Consider the following 18020-nt stretch of genomic DNA (forward strand, 5'->3'; position numbering starts at 1 on the left):
CTTACAATAAAACAAAAACGATTATAAATATATTTATATTTTTAAAATAAATTAAATTAAAATTATATTTTTAACATTATTGCAAAATATTTTAAATTATATAAATAATTTTTAAATAATTTTTAAAATAATATAAAATATTATTAATTTTTAAAAAAAATTTAATAAAATATAAATAAAACATACTTATTAAATATTTTATAATAAAAATTATTTAAAAATTTAATAAATAGGCTGATATGAATAAAAAAATAAATAAATATAATTTTCAAAAAAATGTATTTCATAAAATTAATATTCCTCCACATTCATTAGAAGCAGAACAATCAGTTTTAGGTGGATTAATGTTAGATAATAATAAATGGGATAAAATTTCAGAAAAAATAGTACAAAATGATTTTTTTAGTTTAGCACACCAACGTATATTTAAAGAAATGCAAAAATTGTTTAATACTGGTTCTCCAATAGATTTAATAACATTATCCGAATCTTTAGAACAAAAAGGTGAATTAGATAAAGTAGGAAAATTTTCTTATTTAGCAGAACTATCTAAAAATATATCTAGCACAGCAAATATAGAAGCATATGCTGATATAGTAAAAGAACGTGCAATAATAAGAGAAATGATTCATGTAGCGCATAAAATTGCTAATGCAGGTTATCACCCAAAAGGTAGAAAAAGCGCAGAATTATTAGATTATGCAGAATCAAAAATTTTTACAATCACAGAAAAAAGATTAAAAAAAAATATAGGTCCTAAAAATATATCTCAAATATTAGATTCTACAATCTCAGCTATAGAAAAATTATTTAACACACCACATAATGGCATAACAGGAGTAAATACTGGATATCATGACTTAAATAAAAAAACAGCAGGTTTACAAGATTCAGAGTTAATTATTATAGCAGCAAGACCATCTATGGGTAAAACAACATTTGCAATGAATTTATGTGAAAATGCTGCTATGATTTATGAAAAACCAGTATTAATATTCAGCTTAGAGATGCCAGGAGAGCAAATTATGATGCGAATGTTAGCATCATTATCTCGTGTAAATCAATCTAATATACGAACAGGGCAATTAAGTGATGAAGATTGGTCAAGAATTTCAGGTACAATAAATATTTTACTAAAAAAAAAAAATATATATATAGATGATTCTTGCGCGCTAACTCCAAATGAATTACGCTCCAGAGCAAGAAAGGTTTATAAAGAAAATGACGGTTTAAGTTTAATAATGATAGATTATTTGCAATTAATGAAAGTTCCTTCTTTAGCAGAAAATAGAACATTAGAAATTGCAGAAATTTCTAGAACATTAAAAGCTTTATCTAAAGAATTAGAAGTTCCAGTAATTGCTTTATCACAACTAAATAGATCATTAGAACAAAGAACAGATAAAAGACCAGTAAATTCAGATTTACGAGAATCAGGTTCATTAGAGCAAGATGCTGATCTTGTTATGTTTATTTATAGAGATGAAGTATATAATGAAAATAGTGATTTAAAAGGCATAGCTGAAATAATTATTGGCAAACAAAGAAATGGGCCTATAGGTGCTATACGTTTGACTTTTAATGGCCAATGGTCTAGATTTGATAATTACTCAGGGCAAGATTATGAATATTAAAAATCTTAGTTTATAATATAATTTTAAAAAAAATAAAAAAAATTAAAAAAAATATTTTAAAATAACAATATAATAATAAAATTAATATTATTCAATTTTTAAAAAGTGTATTTAAATGAAAATAAAATTAGGTGTTATTATGGATTCAATGATATCAATTGATATTAAAAAAGATTCCAGTATAGCAATATTATTAGCAGCACAAAAAAGAAATTATAAAATTTATTATATAAATATTAACAACTTATTTATTAAAAATAATCAAGCTTGTGCTATAATAGAAAAATTAAAAATAAATCTTGCAAATAAAAATTGGTTTACTTTATATAAAAAAAAAAATGTATATTTATCATATTTAAATGTAATTTTAATGAGAAAAGATCCTCCATTTAACATGAATTATATATATGCAACATATATTTTAGAAATGGCTGAAAAAAAAGGTGTTTTAATAATTAATAAACCCAAAAATATAAGAAACAATAATGAAAAAATATTTGCATTACAATTTGATGATATTACACCTGATAGTTTAGTTACTAAAAAATATTGTGAAATAAAAAAATTTTTCGATATTCATAAGGACATCATTGTAAAACCTTTAGATAGTATGGGTGGAAAATCTATTTTTAGAATTAAAGAAAAAGATAAAAATCATGCAGTAATTCTAGAAACTATTACAAATAATGAAAAAACTTTTTGTATGATTCAAAAATATTTACCTAGCATCAAAAAAGGAGATAAAAGAATTTTAATAATCAATGGAAAAATAATACCTTGGTGTTTATACAGAATTCCTAAAACTGGAGAAAATAGAGGAAATTTAGCTAAAGGAGGAATTGCTGTAGTTAAAAAAATTACTAATACAGAATTTAAAATAGCTAATAAAATATCACCAGTTTTAAAAAAAATGGGTTTATTAATTACAGGAATTGATATTATAGGAGAAAAATTAACTGAAATAAATATAACTAGTCCTACTGGTATATGTGAAATTGAAAATTATACTTGTATATCAATTACTAAAATTATACTTGATATGATAGAAAAAAAGTTACAAATATTATAAATTAATAAAAATAAATATATAAATTTCAAATTACTAAAAAATAAAAAATTAAAAAAATGATTATATTAGGATTTGATTACGGTACGAAAAATATAGGCGTAGCTGTTGGACAAAGAATAACAAAAACAGCTCAATCATTAAAAAATATATCAATTAAAAACAACCGACCTAATTGGATAGAAATTGAAAATTTATTAAAAGAATGGAATCCAAAAAAAATAATTGTAGGTTTACCATTAAATATTAATGGAAGTAAACAAGAAATAACTAAAAAAGTAGAAAATTTCGCTAAAATAATATATAAAAAATATAATATCACAGTATTGTTACATGATGAGAGATTTACCACAAAAGAAGCAAAATCAATATTATTTCAACAAGGTGGATTTAAAGCATTAAATAAAAAAATACATTCCATATCAGCAGTATTAATTTTAGAAAGTTGGCTAAATATTAAATGAAATAAAAAATTTTAAAATTTAATAACAAATTATTTATAAAACATATATTTTAAGAGTACTGTATGTATAAAAAACCAAATTTAAGTCTCTATATACATATACCATGGTGTGTAAAAAAATGTTTTTATTGTGATTTTCATTCTATAACTAATAATAGAAATTTAGAAAAAAAATATATTAAAAGCCTTATACAAGATTTTAAAAATGATATCAAATTAATAAATAATCGTACAATAAATACAATTTTTATAGGAGGAGGAACACCAAACATTTTATCTAATAATTCACTCAGTATATTACTAAAAAAAATAAAAAAAAAAATAAAAATAAAAAAAAAAACAGAAATAACAATAGAAACAAACCCTAAAAATATTACAATAAAACAAATAAAAAAATTCCAAAAATTAGGTATAAATAGAATTTCTATAGGTATTCAAACTTTTAATAATAATTTATTAAAAAAAATCGGTAGAGATCATAATTCCAATAACATTATAGAATTTGTAAAAAAAATACAAAATATTAAAAAAAAAAACATAAATTTTGATATTATATATGGTTTACCAAAACAAACTTTAAAACAAGCTTTATCAGATATCAAACAAGCCATTAAATTAAAACCAAAACATATATCTTGGTATCAATTAAATATTGAAAAAAACACATTTTTTTATAAAAAAAAAATACAATTACCTAATGAGAATATAATAATGAAAATAACACAAAAAGGAGAAAAAATACTAAAAAAAAACGGTTATAAACAATATGAAATCTCTTCTTATACAAAAAGAAATTACGAATGTAAACACAATTTAAATTATTGGAATTTTGGTGATTACTTAGGAATTGGATCCGGAGCACATAGTAAAATAACGAAAAATAATGGAGATATATATCGTTTTGAAAAAAATAAAAATATAATAAATTATATAAATGGAGAATTTATTATAAAAAAAAAAAAAATATCAAAAAAAAAAAAAATATTTGAATATTTTATGAACAAATTTAGACTTTTAAAACCAATAAAATATAAAAAATTTACAGAACAAACTAATATAAAATTTAAAAAAATAAAAAAAAAAATAAAAAAACTTATTTCTAAAAAATACATCAAAAATAATGGAATTTACTGCAAAACAACTAAAAAAGGACGTTTATTTTTAAATTCTATATTAACTATATTATTATAAATTTAATAAAAAAAAAATTTCCATAATAATTCAAAAATTATGTTATTAAAAACATTCTTTATACAATCAGTTTTAAATTGGTATCACATTTATGGAAGAAAAAATCTACCATGGCAAAAAAATAAAAACATTTATAAAATTTGGATCTCAGAAATTATGCTTCAACAAACACAAGTAAAAACTGTTATTCCTTATTTTAAAAAATTTATTAAAAAATATCCTAATATTCAAAGTCTATCCAAAGCTTCTTTGAATGAAATTTTATATATATGGAGTGGATTAGGTTATTATAAAAGAGCAAAATGTATATATCTTACAATAAATATAATTAAAAACAAACATAATGGAAAATTCCCAGAAAGTTATTTAGATATAATAAACTTGCCCGGCATTGGAAGATCTACTGCTGGAGCTATTTTATCATTTTCTTTAAATTATCATTTCCCTGTATTAGATGCAAATATTAAAAGAGTGCTTATTAGATTATATAAAATTAATATAAATAATATAAATTATCAAATTAACAAAAAACTATGGTTAATAATAGATAATTTAATACCAATACATAATACTGGTAAATTTAATCAAGCAATGATGGATTTAGGTGCAACAATATGCATTTTAAAAAAACCTAAATGTATATTATGTCCTATAAAAAAAATCTGTTTATCTTTTACAAAAAAACAAAAAACTATATTTATTCCCACAAAATATTTTAAAAAAAAAAACAAAAAAAAAAAAATAAAAAAAAAAATATTAATTTTGCAAAAAAAAGAAAAAATATTATTGAAAAAAAACACTAAATATAAAATTTGGAAAGATTTATTTATATTACCAATGTTTAAAAATAAAATAAAACTATTTTATTGGATACGTAAAAATAAAATATCATGGAAATCAATAAGAAATATCAAAAAAACAAAATATAATTTAAGCAATATAAAATTACATATTCATGTTATTTTAATAAAAATTAAACTTAAAATAAAAAAAAACAAAAAAAAAATTTGGTATAACATATTAAAACCAAAAAAAATAGCAATACCATCAACTATTAAAAAAATAATAAATATGATATAATAATAAAAAAATATTAATATATAAGAAATTTATATGAAAAGAATAATTTTTTGCAATTTTTTTAAAAAAAAACTACCAGGTATGGAATATTCGGTTTATTCTGGAAAATTAAGTAAAAAAATATTTAATAATATATCTCAACATGCTTGGAATTTATGGATCAAAAAACAAACAATTTTAATCAATGAGAAAAAATTAAATATGTCAAACGAAAAAGATAGAAAAAAAATAAAAAAACACATGAAAAATTTTTTTTTTAAAAAAACTAATGAATAAAAAATTTCTTTTTATAATATGAAAGTAAATTTATTTTCCTATTTATATAATTTAGCAATTGTATTAAAATAAATTTTTTTTTATCACAAAAAAAATTTTTTGAATATAAATTATGAATCTTATCTTTATAAATATATACAACATGCTTATTAAAATATTTACAACAATGTTTGATCCATTTTTTTTTCTTTTTAATATTTAAAGTATTAAAAAAATTTCTAGCTTGCATTCGAAATAATAATTTTTTAAGTCTTAAATCCTTAAAACAATGAACAACATATTCCCAAGAAAAAATATCTATTTTATGTAATTTATTCATTAAATATTTATCAAAATTATTAAAAAAACCATTATATAATTGTAAATCCACATCTTTAGAAAAATAAAAAAAATTTTTTTTAGAAAGAAAACACAAAATTTTATTTTTCCAAATTGTATTTTTTTTTATATAAGATACATTTTTTTCATAAATACTATTATTTAGATTTAATAATAATAACTTTATGTAACAAACTTTCCCAACGTAAGGAATTAAAATAGGACATTTATTAATATTAATAAAATGCAATCCAGAATAAAACAAATTCTTCAGAACATCATTTTTACTTAATGAAAAAGTTTAATAGAAAATAAATATCGTACATCTTGCATTAAATCAACTGCAATTAATATATTTTTATTTGCAGGATGCCAAGCAATAGGATAAATAATTCCTATATTACTATAATAATTACTAAAAATAGAAGATATATATAAAAATGGTTTTATATTTTTAAAATCTATTAATTTAAATAAATTTTTTTTTTTTCTATATTTGAATAAATATTTAAATAAAATTTTATTTTTTTTATAAAAAAATTTAGTTAATAACATAGTAGCATATACATCAGAAATAGCATTATGCGCATCTTCATGAGTAATATGATTTACTTCTGTAAGTTTTTGTAATTTAAAAATTGGGAGTTGATATTTATCTTTTGGCCATATAATATTTTCATAACTCAGAACATAATATGCACGTGATATATTTAATAAATCCCAACGTGTATTATTATTTGCATTACTCCAAGCATATGGATCAAATAAATTTCTATAAAATAAATTTCTAGTAATTTCATCATCAAATGATATGTTATTAAATCCAATAAAACAAGTATTTGATGTTTTCATAATATTATATATTTTTTTAGCAAAATTATATTCATTAAAACCATATTTTATTGTTTTTTGCGGTGTGATGTTATTAGTTAAAACAGCTTCCGGATTTGGAAAATAATCTAATGGAGGAAAGCAATATATGTTTTTAATTTTTTTAAAAAATTTAAATTTAAAATTTGTAATTAAATATGCAAATTGCGCAGGTTTATCTAAACCGACATTAATACCAAATGTTTCATAATCATAAAAAAAAAAATTAATATATTTAATTTAAACCTCCCCTGACTGGGCTCGAACCAGTGACATACGGATTAACAGTCCGCCGTTCTACCAACTGAACTACAGAGGAATATATTTTAATTATAACAAATTAATTTTTATATGTCAAAAAAAAAAAAAAAAACATTTCTGGATTAATATGTAAATATGTTTTATAATAAAAAAATTAAACAGGCCCCTTAGCTCAGTTGGTTAGAGCACGCGACTCATAATCGCTAGGTCGCTGGTTCAAATCCAGCAGGGGCCAAAAAAAATAAAAAGGTATAAATTTGAACAATATAAAAAAGAATTTTATAAAATTTGCTATTAAAAAAAAAGCACTAAAATTTGGCCAATTTAATTTAAAATCTGGTCGTGTTAGTCCTTATTTTTTCAATTCTAGTGTATTTTATAAAGGAAAAGATATTTACAAACTAAGTAATTTTTATGCACAAACTATAATAAATTCCAAATTAAAATTTGATACTTTATTTGGTTTATCATATAAAGGGATACCAATTTTAACAAGTGTTATATTAACTTTATTTAAAAAATATAATTTAAATATACCTTATTGTTTTAATAGAAAAGAAAAAAAAAAATACGGAGAAAAAGGAATATTAATAGGCGATGATATATCTAAAAAAAAAATAATAATTTTAGATGATGTCATAACTGCAGGTACAACAATACAAAAAATAAAAAAAATAATACCAAAAGAAACAAAAATATCTGCAATAATAACAGCATTTAATAGAAAAGAATATAATTCTAAAATTAAACAAAAAAAAGATAAAATAATTTCTATAATTGATATAAAAGATATAATTAAATTTTTAAAAAATAATAAAATAATGTCAAAAGAGTTAGAAATAATTATAGATTATTATCAAAAATTTGTGAAACAGTTTAATTAAATTAAATATATTATTTAAATAATATTATATAAAAGCATGAAAACCATTATTAATAAATGAATTATTTAATGAATAATCTAGTTTTTTATTAAATAAATCTAGTATTTTCCCTCCAGAAGATTTAATAATAACTTCACCAGCAGCAGTATCCCATATTCCAGTATTTCCTAATCTAGGATAATAAGATACTTTACCTTCTGCAATTAAACCAAACTTCCAAGATGAACCCATTTTTAATGTAAAATAAGATTTTATATTTTTCATATATTGATATTTTTTAATTATATTATGATATCTACTTACTGCAATAGTATATGTATTTTTACAACTTGAAGACTTATTTATATAAATTTTTTTTTTATTTTCATACACTTCTTTCCAAGAAATACCTAAATAAGAATAATATAAAATTTTATAAAAAGGTATATATATTAAACCCAAAACAGGATTTGCATGTTTTACTAAACATATATTTATAGAAAATTCTGGTATACCCTGTAAAAACTCTTTAGTTCCATCTAAAGGATCAATTAACCAATATTGTTCCCATTTTTTACATATAGAAATTTCAGGTAAACATTCTTCAGATAATATAGGAATATTAGGCTTAATATCATATAATTTTTGCATAATAAATTTATTAACAATGCTATCTATATTTGTTACAGGAGAACCATTATTTTTATATTGTATAGTTATATTTTTATATTTATAATTATAAAAATACATTAATTGTTCTCCAGCTTCTTTTATTAGATCCTTGAGTTTATTTAACATAATATTTTTGTAATAATTTATATAAATGTAAAATTATTTCGAAAAAACTTTAATTTTAAAAGAATTAAATATATCTGGATGAGGTTGAAAAATAATTTCATGTAAACCAATTTTTCTTAAAACACCATTAGGTAAAAATATTTCATGTTTCCTTATTTTAAATCCTAAATTTTGTATTACATTCTTAATATCCTTCACACCAATAGAACCAAATATTTTACCTTCTCTACTAGATTTAACTAATATATGCATACTTTTTAATGTACTCAACTGTTTGCATCTTTTATTTGCTTCAATATATAAAATTTTTTCCTTTTTAATAAAATCCTTTTTTTTTATTTTAAAATTTAAAATGTTTTTTTTAGTTGCTAAACAAGCTTGTCCTTTAGGAATTAAAAAATTTCTACCAAAACCAGGTTTTACAAATACAATACTACCTGTTTCACCTAAATTTTTAACATTACGTAAAAGAATTACATTCATATATACCTCAGAAGAAATAATAAAAATATAAAATTATTTATGTTGATCAGTATATGGTAATAAAGATAAATAACGAGCAATTTTTATTGCTCTAGATAATTTTCTTTGATACTTAGCTTTTGTTCCTGTAATTCTACTTGGAACAATTTTTCCATTTTCTGTTATATAATTTTTCAATAAAGCAATATCCTTATAATCTATATCTTTTATACCTTCAACAGTAAAACGACAAAATTTACGACGACGATAATAACGTATCATATTATTTCCTATTTAAAAATATTTCTCTTAAAATATATCAATATTATATCAAAAAGTTATTTTTTAATTGTTTTCTGTTCTTCTTTTATTTTAATCATAGGTGATATTTCATTAATAATATTCTTTACAGACATAATCATACTTCTAATGATAGAAATATTAAATTTTAAATGTGTTCTTAAATTATCAATTACATCAGGTGCAAGTTCAATATTCATTAATATGTAATGCGCTTTATGTATTTTTTTTATAGAATAAGCTAATTGCCTTCTACCCCAATCTTCTAATCTATGTATTTTACCTTTTTTTTCTAAAACCATATTGCTATAAAATTTTATAATACTAGAAACTTTCTCACTACTATCTGGATGTATCATTAAAATCAACTCATAATGTCGCATATTATACAATTCCTTATAATTCTTACAAAAAAATTACATTTGATAAAAATTTTAATATTAAATAAGTATATAAAATATAATAATAAATAATATAAAAAATCAAATAAATAAAAAAATAAATTATACAAAAATTTAATATAAATATATATATTACCAAATCCATAAAAAAACTTTATTCGCAAAAAATTAAATTTTTTAATTATTTATTATTTTAAAATATTTTTTATTATAAATAAATATTATTAAAAAATAGAAAAATTCACGAATAAATTTTATATTAAGTAAAAATTTCACGACAAACAATAGTATGTTTTCTATCAGGTCCAGTAGAAATAATATCAACAGGCGTAGAAGTTAATTCTGCGATTAAATACACAAAATCTTTAGCTTCTTTAGGTAATTTATTAAAATTACTTATACCAAAAGTAGAAACATTCCATCCTTTAACTATTTTATAAATAGGTGTAATATCATTAGAAAAATTTTCAACATAAGAAAAATTATTTATTAATTTACCTGTATTATTTTTATATCCAATACATATTTTTATTTCTGATAAATTATCTAATATATCTAATTTAGTTAAACACAAAGCTGTAATAGAATTCATAAATATAGATTCACGCAATAAAACAATATCTAACCAACCAATTCGTCTTCTTCTACCAGTAGTTGAACCAAATTCTAAACCCTTAGAATAAAATAATTCACTTAAATTACCAAAAAACTCAGTAATAAAAGGACCATTTCCTACTCTTGTTGCATATACTTTCACTACACCTAAAGTGTAATTTAAATATTTAGGACCAATACCTGTACCAGTAAAAACTCCTCCAATAGTTGTATTTGAAGAAGTTACATAAGGAAAAGTGCCATGATCAATATCTAAAAATGTACCTTGAGCACCTTCAAAAATTATTTTTTTATTGTTATTAATAATTATTTTATATAATAATTCTCTAGTATTACGCATTATATTAAATAAAATATTTTTAATTTTTAATAACTCTTTTAAAATATCTTTATAACTTACTGGAGGAACTTTATAATAATTAATAAACTGATAATTATAATAATTAACTACTTCTTTTAAACGTTTAGAAAAAAAATCTATATTTTTAAGATCACCTACACGTAAACCACGACGAGCTACTTTATCTTCATATGCAGGACCAATTCCTCTACCAGTAGTACCTATAATAGTATTGTTTTTAAATTTTTCTCTAGATTGATCCATTTTAATATGATATTTTAATACTAAATGACTGGATTCAGAAATAATTAAGCGATCTATTACATTTATATTTTGTTTTTTTAAAAGATTTATTTCTTTAATTAAATCGCTTGGAGAAATCACTACGCCATTACCAATAATACCAATAACATTTGGATGTAACACCCCGGAAGGTATTAAATGTAAAATTATTTTTTTTTTATCAATTACCAAAGTATGTCCAGCATTATTACCACCTTGGTAACGTACAATATAATTTGCTTTTTTAGATAAAAAATCAATTATCTTCCCTTTTCCTTCATCACCCCATTGCAGACCTAATACCACAATATTATTATTCATATATTTTCCTGAAATTATTTTATACATGCAAATTATAAAAATTTGAAAAAAAGCAAAATAAACAAATTAATAAACTATAAATCACGAAATTTTATCCAAATGATGTGTTTTATAATATTTTTCATATTTCATATTTAATTTGTTTAATATTTTTTTCAAATCATTTTCAGAAAATTTAAAATGTATTAATCCATAATCTAATATTTGAATTCCAAAATTTGAAGATATTTTTTTATTTAAAATAAAATTTTTTTTAATATATGCATTAAAATCTAAATTATTTAAATGTAATTTTTGCATATTAATATGGTTATATATTAATTGAATATCATTTGCATCGTAATTAAATTTTTTCTCTATATGTAATTTTTTTATTTGTTTCAGTATAATTTGTTTATAAAAATCCTTAATTAATTTATGATATCGAATATAAAAATCATATTGTAAATATTCTGTAAATTTTACTATGTTCTTATTACCTGTTTTTTTAAAAAACAATGAATTATTATCAATTTTCCATAATATAAAAGTTTCTAAAGTAAAATGATCATTATTATTAATATTTATATTATAAATTCCACTTTTACTTAATTGGCTTTTTGTATTATACAATTTAATATCAGAAAAAAAAGGTATTTTCATGTATAATCCAGGACCATACGAAAATATATATTTTTTAGAATGTTTGTTAAATGAATCATATGTTTCTTGTATACCAACTAAACCTTCTTTAACAGTAAAAACAAAAGTATTAAATATAAAAGACATAAAAACAACACAAGCAAGAGCAAAATTCTTCATAACATTCGCAATAAATAAAAAGAAAAATAATAAAATTGTAATAAAAATATAATTACATATTTTAAAAATTTAAATTAAAATAAAAAATGAAAATTTTAAAATAATTTAAAATTAATATAATGTAAATTAAAATAACATTTTAATATAAATATATAAAGAAAAATAATAATTTAATTTAACAAATAAATTTAATAAAAATTTAAAAATTTAATATTAATCACAAGCACGCAATTTAAATATTTTTTCAATAGATCTTTTAATTTCACAACCCGATAACCAATGAATACCTTGCCAATTATGTAACCAAGTCATTTGTTTTTTAGCTAATTGCATAGTTGCAATAATAGTATGCTTACACATATCTATAAAATTAATTTTAGCAGAAAAAAAATCCCACATTTGCTTATATCCAATACAATTCATAGAAGGTAAATTCTCATTTAAATCACCTCTATAAAATAAATATTCCATTTCTCTTTGAAAACCTAAATCTAGCATATTTTTAAAACGTTTCACAATACGATTATATAACCATTTTTTATTTTTAGGTCTTAATGCAAATTGTATTACAGAAAATGGAAAATCTTTTTTTATAAAATATGATATATCACTAAATCTTTTACCAGAAATAAAAAAAACTTCTAATGCACGTAATAACCTTTTATGATCATTAGGATGAATCATTTTAGCAGAAATAGGATCTACTTGTTGTAATTTTAAATGCAATGTTAAATTAATTTCTTTTTGAATATCATATAAAATTTTTTTTTGTACTTTTAAATTTGAAGGAGGTAAATTAGACAAACCTTGTAAAAGTACTTTATAATATAACATAGTTCCACCAACTAATAATGGTATACGACCTAATTTTAAAATTTTATCAATTTCTAATAATGCATCATCTTTAAATTGCAAAGCTGAATATTTTTCTAAAGGATCTAAAATATTAACTAAACGATGCGGATATTTTAACAATTTTAAAGAATTTAATTTACCTGTTCCAATATTCATATATTTATAAATTAAACCAGAATCTACACTTATAAGATCTATAGGAAAATTTTTACACAAATATAAAGCTAAATCAGTTTTTCCAACAGCAGTAGGGCCCATCAAAAATATAATATTAGGTTTGTTGTTATATTGAAAATTATACATAAAATGTTTATGTTTTTAAAATAAAATTTTATAAATTTTAATAAAATAAAATATACAAAAATATTAAATAAATTATTAATATAAAATTTGATAATTATATATTTAATTAATTATATTAATTTTTATAATTTATATCAATAAAAATATTTAAAATTTTTAAAATGTTATTATTTTATTTTAAAAAAATAAAATTATAAAGAAACTTAATTAAAAAAATTCCAATTGTGATATAAATCAATTAAACCTTGTGTTGAAGAATCAAATTTACGAAAATTATATTTATTTTTTAAAGATAAATATAATTTTTGTGCCAATTTTTTACCTAATTCCACTCCCCATTGATCGAAACTATAAATATTAAATATAACACCTTGAGTAAAAATTTTATGTTCATACATAGCAATTAAGCAACCTAAAATATAAGGAGTAATTTTTTTACATAAAATAGTATTAGTAGGTCGATTTCCTTCAAAATTTTTATAAATAGAATATTTAGAATTTACATAATCCTTTTTAAAAAAATTTAAATTAGATCCAAATGCCAATGCTTGAGTTTGTGCAAAAAAATTAGACAATAATATAATATGATGTTCATCTAAAACATTATGTGAAAATATTGGAGCAATAAAATCACATGGTATAATTTTTGTTCCTTGATGTAATAATTGAAAAAAAGCATGTTGACTATTAGTACCTGATTCTCCCCAAATTATAGGTCCAGTTTGCCATTCTACTAGTTTTCCTGTTCTATCTATACATTTGCCATTAGATTCCATATTTCCTTGTTGAAAATAAGCTGGAAATCTATGCATATATTGGTCATATGGAAGAATTGCTTCTGTTTCCATATTATAAAAATTATTATACCAAATACCTATTAATGCTAATAATATAGGAATATTTTTTTCTAAAGGAGTGTTTATAAAATGCTGATCCATAGCATATGCTCCTTTTAAAAATTTTTTAAAATTCTTACAACCAATAGATAACATAATAGATAAACCAACAGCGGACCATAAAGAATATCTTCCACCTACCCAATCCCAAAAAGTAAATATATTAGAAATATCAATTCCAAATTGTAAAGGTTTTTTAATATTCATTGAAACCGCAAAAAAATGATTTTTTAAAAATAAAATATTTTGAGCATATTTTAAAAACCATTTTTTAGCACTGCAAGCATTCATAATAGTTTCTTGAGTAGTAAAAGTTTTTGAACATATAATAAATATTGTTGTTTCTGGAGAAATTTTTTTAAATACTTCTATTAATTGTGTTGCATCCACATTGGAAACAAAATGCATATTTAAATGATTTTTGTATGGACGTAAAGCTTCAGTAACCATACAAGGGCCTAAATCAGAACCACCAATTCCTATATTAACAATGTCTGTAATACTTTTTCCAGTATAACCTAACCAACTTCCTGAAATCACTTTATTAGAAAAATACTCCATTTTTTTTAAAATAGAATGAATTTCATTAGATATTAATTTATTTTCATAATATATATCGTTATTTAAATTTCTTAACGCAGTATGTAAAACAGCTCTATTTTCAGTTTTATTAATTTTTTCACCATTAAATAAATCTAATATTGCTTCCGGAACATGCATTTCTTTAGCTAAATTTATAAGTAATCTTAAAGTTGTATTATCAATAAGATTTTTAGAAAAATCTACTAAAATTTTATTTTCAAATAAAATAGAAAATTTTTTAAATCTATTTACATCATCATTAAATAATTTATATAAATGAGCAGTTTTAAAAGTTTCAAAATGTTTATTTAATTTTTTCCAAGATGCAGTGCATGTAGGATTTAAATTTTTCATAATAATATTTATTTTCTTATATAATTATTTTATAATACATATTAAATTTATTTTAATAATAACATAATATTTATTTTTTAAAAAATAATCTTGATTACATAATAAAATTAATTTAAATTTATCTTTAAAAAATAAAAAAAAAAAAATAAAAAAAATATAAACAATAAATTCATAAAATTATTGGACAAATAGATAAATATTTGTTTAAATATAAAAGTAAATAAAATTTAAAAATTTTGTTTTTGTATAATTAGTGAAAGTAATTAAAATATTGAATTTTAATATAATATGCGGGAATAGCTCAGTTGGTAGAGCGCAACCTTGCCAAGGTTGAGGTCGCGAGTTCGAACCTCGTTTCCCGCTAAAAATTTTAAAATATTAAACATAAAAAACTTAGATATTAAATTTTTTATTAAATTTTTCAATACGACCGCCACTATCTATATTTCTTTGTTTACCTGTATAAAAAGGATGACAACTACCACATATATCTAAATAAATATTTTTAAATTTTATTGAAAAAATTTTTATTATATTACCACACGAACAAAAAGCAGTTATAGGAAAATATTTAGGATGAAGATTTGATTTCATAATTAATTTCCTTTAAATTAAATTTATACATAAAATAAGATACAATATAATATTATTCGAAAAAATGAAATAATTTTATAAAAATTATTTATTTAAAAAAAAAAAAAAAAAAATTAATTTAATTTTTTAAAATATAATATTATATTATATAGAAATTTAATAGGAAATATTTATGACAACAATATTAAGTGTACGAATAAAAAAAAAAGTTGTTATTGGAGGAGATGGACAGGCGACATTAGGAAATACTATAATGAAAAGTAATGTTCAAAAAGTAAGAACATTATATAATAATAAAATTATTGCAGGATTTGCAGGAGGAACAGCAGATGCATTTGCTTTATTTGAATTATTTGAAAAAAAATTAGATATATATCAAGGAAAATTAAAAAGATCAGCAATAGAATTAGCAAAAGATTGGAGAACAGATCGTATTCTTAGAAAACTAGAGGCATTATTAGCGGTAGCTGATAAAAATACATCACTAATTATAACTGGTAATGGGGATGTAATACAACCAGAAAATGATCTTATGGCTATTGGTTCTGGCGGGGTGTATGCACAAGCTGCAGCAAAAGCATTAATTGAAAATACCCAATTAAGTGCAAATAATATTGTTAAAAAAGCTTTAAGTATTACTGCAGACATTTGCATATACACTAATAACATATTCACTATTAAAGAAATAAATTCAGAAAAGTAAGGATCCTTATGTCTGAAATGACCCCTCGAAAAATCGTAAAAGAACTGAACAAGTTCATAGTTGGACAAAAAAAAGCAAAAAAAACAGTAGCAATTGCATTAAGAAATAGATGGCGCAGAATGCAATTAAATAACGAATTAAAGCATGAAATTACACCTAAAAATATACTTATGATTGGACCCACTGGAGTTGGAAAAACAGAAATTGCTAGAAGATTGGCAAAATTGGTTAATGCACCATTTATAAAGGTGGAAGCAACAAAATTTACCGAAGTAGGTTATGTAGGAAAAGAAGTTGATTCAATAATTCGAGATTTAACTGATGCTGCAATTAAAATGATTCGCGCTCAAATAATTAAAAACAATGAGATGAAAGTTGCTAAAATGGCAGAAGAAAGAATTTTAGAAGTTTTAGTACCTACTATAAAAAATAAATCAGGAAAAGAAAGTGAAAAAAATAAACCTTTAACTACAATTAAAACTTTTAGAAAAAAATTACGTAGAGGGGAATTAGATGATAAAGAAATTGAAATAAATATTATATCTACACCTATGGGAGTAGAAATAATGGCCCCTCCAGGAATGGAAGAATTAACCAGTCAACTACAATCTTTATTTCAAAATTTAGGAAACCAAAAAAGAAACAGCAAAAAATTAAAAATAAAAGATGCAATGAAGCTACTTAAAGAAGAAGAAGCATCTAAATTAATAAATAATGATGAATTAAAGAAAAAAGCTATTGAATCTGTAGAACAAAATGGAATTGTTTTTATAGATGAAATAGATAAAATTTGTAAAAGAGGAAATACAAATGGACCGGATATATCTAGAGAAGGAGTGCAAAGAGATCTATTGCCTTTAATTGAAGGATGTTCAATATCAACCAAACATGGGATGGTAAAAACAGATCATATATTGTTTATTGCTTCCGGTGCATTTCAAATTACTACACCATCAGATTTAATACCAGAATTACAAGGAAGATTACCTATACGAGCAGAATTAAAAGCCTTAACAATAAAAAATTTTGAACAAATCTTAACAGAACCTAAAATATCAATAACAGTACAATATGCTGCATTACTTAAAACTGAAGGTGTAAACATAAATTTTACAAAAGATGGAATCCAAAGAATTGCTGAAAAAGCATGGAACGTAAATGAATCTACTGAAAATATTGGAGCAAGACGTTTATATACAGTTTTAGAAAACCTTATGGAAAATATCTCATTTAATGCTGATAAAAAAAGAGGTAAAAAAATAATAATTGATTCAAAATACGTAATTAAATATTTAAATGAATCATCAACTAATGAAGATTACAACAGATTTATTTTATAAATGTTTAAATTGCTTATTAAATATTTAAAATAAGTAAAATTTTACTGAAAT

The 18020-nt window shown here is 20.9% G+C and carries 20 protein-coding genes and 3 tRNA genes; 11 read left to right on the plus strand and 12 right to left on the minus strand.

Translation table 11 applies throughout. The features are described from left to right. Positions 1–239: 239 nt before the first annotated feature. The 6 genes from dnaB to RJT30_RS01885 all read left to right on the plus strand — a co-directional run bounded on the left by dnaB (position 240) and on the right by RJT30_RS01885 (position 5710). A complete protein-coding gene (gene dnaB / locus RJT30_RS01860; RefSeq protein WP_343190282.1) occupies positions 240–1634 on the plus strand; it encodes a replicative DNA helicase in 1395 nt (464 codons plus the stop codon). 115 nt (positions 1635–1749) lie between these two features. Next, positions 1750–2703, plus strand: a complete 954-nt coding sequence (gene gshB, locus RJT30_RS01865) for a glutathione synthase (protein ID WP_343190283.1) — start codon at positions 1750–1752, stop codon at positions 2701–2703. Positions 2704–2759: 56 nt separating this feature from the next. Then, positions 2760–3164 carry a Holliday junction resolvase RuvX gene (gene ruvX / locus RJT30_RS01870; protein WP_343190284.1) on the plus strand — a complete coding sequence of 135 codons (405 nt, stop codon included), beginning with the start codon at positions 2760–2762 and terminating at the stop codon, positions 3162–3164. A 62-nt stretch (positions 3165–3226) separates the two neighbouring features. Then, positions 3227–4354, plus strand: a complete 1128-nt coding sequence (gene hemW, locus RJT30_RS01875; RefSeq protein ID WP_343190285.1) for a radical SAM family heme chaperone HemW — start codon at positions 3227–3229, stop codon at positions 4352–4354. A gap of 39 nt (positions 4355–4393) precedes the next feature. Next, positions 4394–5434 (plus strand): A/G-specific adenine glycosylase, encoded by a 1041-nt coding sequence (gene mutY, locus RJT30_RS01880; protein WP_343190286.1) that lies wholly within the window; start codon positions 4394–4396, stop codon positions 5432–5434. 33 nt (positions 5435–5467) lie between these two features. Further along, positions 5468–5710: an oxidative damage protection protein gene (locus RJT30_RS01885; RefSeq protein WP_343190287.1), complete on the plus strand. Its 243-nt coding sequence runs from the start codon at positions 5468–5470 to the stop codon at positions 5708–5710. Here RJT30_RS01885 and RJT30_RS01890 read toward each other — a convergent pair. The 3 genes from RJT30_RS01890 to RJT30_RS01900 all read right to left on the minus strand — a co-directional run bounded on the left by RJT30_RS01890 (position 5700) and on the right by RJT30_RS01900 (position 7217). Continuing rightward, positions 5700–6302 carry a hypothetical protein gene (locus tag RJT30_RS01890; protein ID WP_343190497.1) on the minus strand — a complete coding sequence of 201 codons (603 nt, stop codon included), beginning with the start codon at positions 6300–6302 and terminating at the stop codon, positions 5700–5702. The two genes, RJT30_RS01885 and RJT30_RS01890, sit on opposite strands and share 11 nt — an antisense overlap. A 14-nt stretch (positions 6303–6316) precedes the next feature. Beyond that, a complete protein-coding gene (sbcB, locus tag RJT30_RS01895; RefSeq protein WP_343190498.1) occupies positions 6317–7138 on the minus strand; it encodes an exodeoxyribonuclease I in 822 nt (273 codons plus the stop codon). Between the two features lie 6 nt (positions 7139–7144). Beyond that, positions 7145–7217 (minus strand) — tRNA-Asn (locus RJT30_RS01900). Between the two features lie 103 nt (positions 7218–7320). On the opposite strand from RJT30_RS01900, the gene RJT30_RS01905 reads away from it, so the two are divergent. Further along, positions 7321–7394: transfer RNA gene (locus tag RJT30_RS01905), tRNA-Ile, on the plus strand. Positions 7395–7416: 22 nt separating this feature from the next. Continuing rightward, positions 7417–8043, plus strand: coding sequence for an orotate phosphoribosyltransferase (pyrE, locus tag RJT30_RS01910; protein ID WP_343190288.1), 627 nt, complete (start codon positions 7417–7419; stop codon positions 8041–8043). Between the two features lie 24 nt (positions 8044–8067). Here pyrE and cysQ read toward each other — a convergent pair whose 3' ends face one another. The 8 genes from cysQ to pgi form a co-directional block, all read right to left on the minus strand. After that, a complete protein-coding gene (gene cysQ, locus RJT30_RS01915; protein WP_343190289.1) occupies positions 8068–8820 on the minus strand; it encodes a 3'(2'),5'-bisphosphate nucleotidase CysQ in 753 nt (250 codons plus the stop codon). Between the two features lie 33 nt (positions 8821–8853). Continuing rightward, a complete protein-coding gene (gene rplI, locus RJT30_RS01920) occupies positions 8854–9303 on the minus strand; it encodes a 50S ribosomal protein L9 (RefSeq protein WP_343190290.1) in 450 nt (149 codons plus the stop codon). 33 nt (positions 9304–9336) lie between these two features. Then, positions 9337–9564 (minus strand): 30S ribosomal protein S18, encoded by a 228-nt coding sequence (gene rpsR, locus RJT30_RS01925; RefSeq protein ID WP_343190291.1) that lies wholly within the window; start codon positions 9562–9564, stop codon positions 9337–9339. A 56-nt stretch (positions 9565–9620) separates the two neighbouring features. Beyond that, complete coding sequence (gene rpsF / locus RJT30_RS01930) at positions 9621–9965, minus strand: 30S ribosomal protein S6 (protein WP_343190292.1); 345 nt, start codon at positions 9963–9965, stop codon at positions 9621–9623. A gap of 277 nt (positions 9966–10242) precedes the next feature. Then, positions 10243–11541: an adenylosuccinate synthase gene (locus tag RJT30_RS01935; protein ID WP_343190293.1), complete on the minus strand. Its 1299-nt coding sequence runs from the start codon at positions 11539–11541 to the stop codon at positions 10243–10245. Positions 11542–11622: 81 nt separating this feature from the next. Continuing rightward, the gene (locus tag RJT30_RS01940) at positions 11623–12342 is read right to left on the minus strand and encodes an SPFH domain-containing protein (protein WP_343190294.1); all 720 of its coding nucleotides are present in this window, start codon (positions 12340–12342) and stop codon (positions 11623–11625) included. A gap of 213 nt (positions 12343–12555) precedes the next feature. Next, positions 12556–13455: a tRNA (adenosine(37)-N6)-dimethylallyltransferase MiaA gene (gene miaA / locus RJT30_RS01945; protein WP_343190295.1), complete on the minus strand. Its 900-nt coding sequence runs from the start codon at positions 13453–13455 to the stop codon at positions 12556–12558. A 248-nt stretch (positions 13456–13703) separates the two neighbouring features. Continuing rightward, entirely contained in the window at positions 13704–15332 is a 1629-nt protein-coding gene (pgi, locus tag RJT30_RS01950) for a glucose-6-phosphate isomerase (RefSeq protein ID WP_343190296.1), read from the minus strand. 290 nt (positions 15333–15622) lie between these two features. Between pgi and RJT30_RS01955 the strand changes: the two genes are divergently transcribed. Next, positions 15623–15695 (plus strand) — tRNA-Gly (locus RJT30_RS01955). Between the two features lie 30 nt (positions 15696–15725). Here the strand turns inward: RJT30_RS01955 and rpmE are convergent. Continuing rightward, positions 15726–15926 carry a 50S ribosomal protein L31 gene (gene rpmE, locus RJT30_RS01960; RefSeq protein WP_343190297.1) on the minus strand — a complete coding sequence of 67 codons (201 nt, stop codon included), beginning with the start codon at positions 15924–15926 and terminating at the stop codon, positions 15726–15728. A gap of 172 nt (positions 15927–16098) precedes the next feature. On the opposite strand from rpmE, the gene hslV reads away from it, so the two are divergent. Then, the gene (hslV, locus tag RJT30_RS01965; RefSeq protein ID WP_343190298.1) at positions 16099–16629 is read left to right on the plus strand and encodes an ATP-dependent protease subunit HslV; all 531 of its coding nucleotides are present in this window, start codon (positions 16099–16101) and stop codon (positions 16627–16629) included. A gap of 8 nt (positions 16630–16637) precedes the next feature. After that, complete coding sequence (gene hslU / locus RJT30_RS01970; RefSeq protein WP_343190299.1) at positions 16638–17969, plus strand: HslU--HslV peptidase ATPase subunit; 1332 nt, start codon at positions 16638–16640, stop codon at positions 17967–17969. Positions 17970–18020: the final 51 nt, after the last annotated feature.

Origin of the sequence: Buchnera aphidicola (Mollitrichosiphum nigrofasciatum), from assembly GCF_039388045.1 — a bacterium.
Lineage (GTDB): Bacteria > Pseudomonadota > Gammaproteobacteria > Enterobacterales > Enterobacteriaceae > Buchnera_K > Buchnera_K aphidicola_B.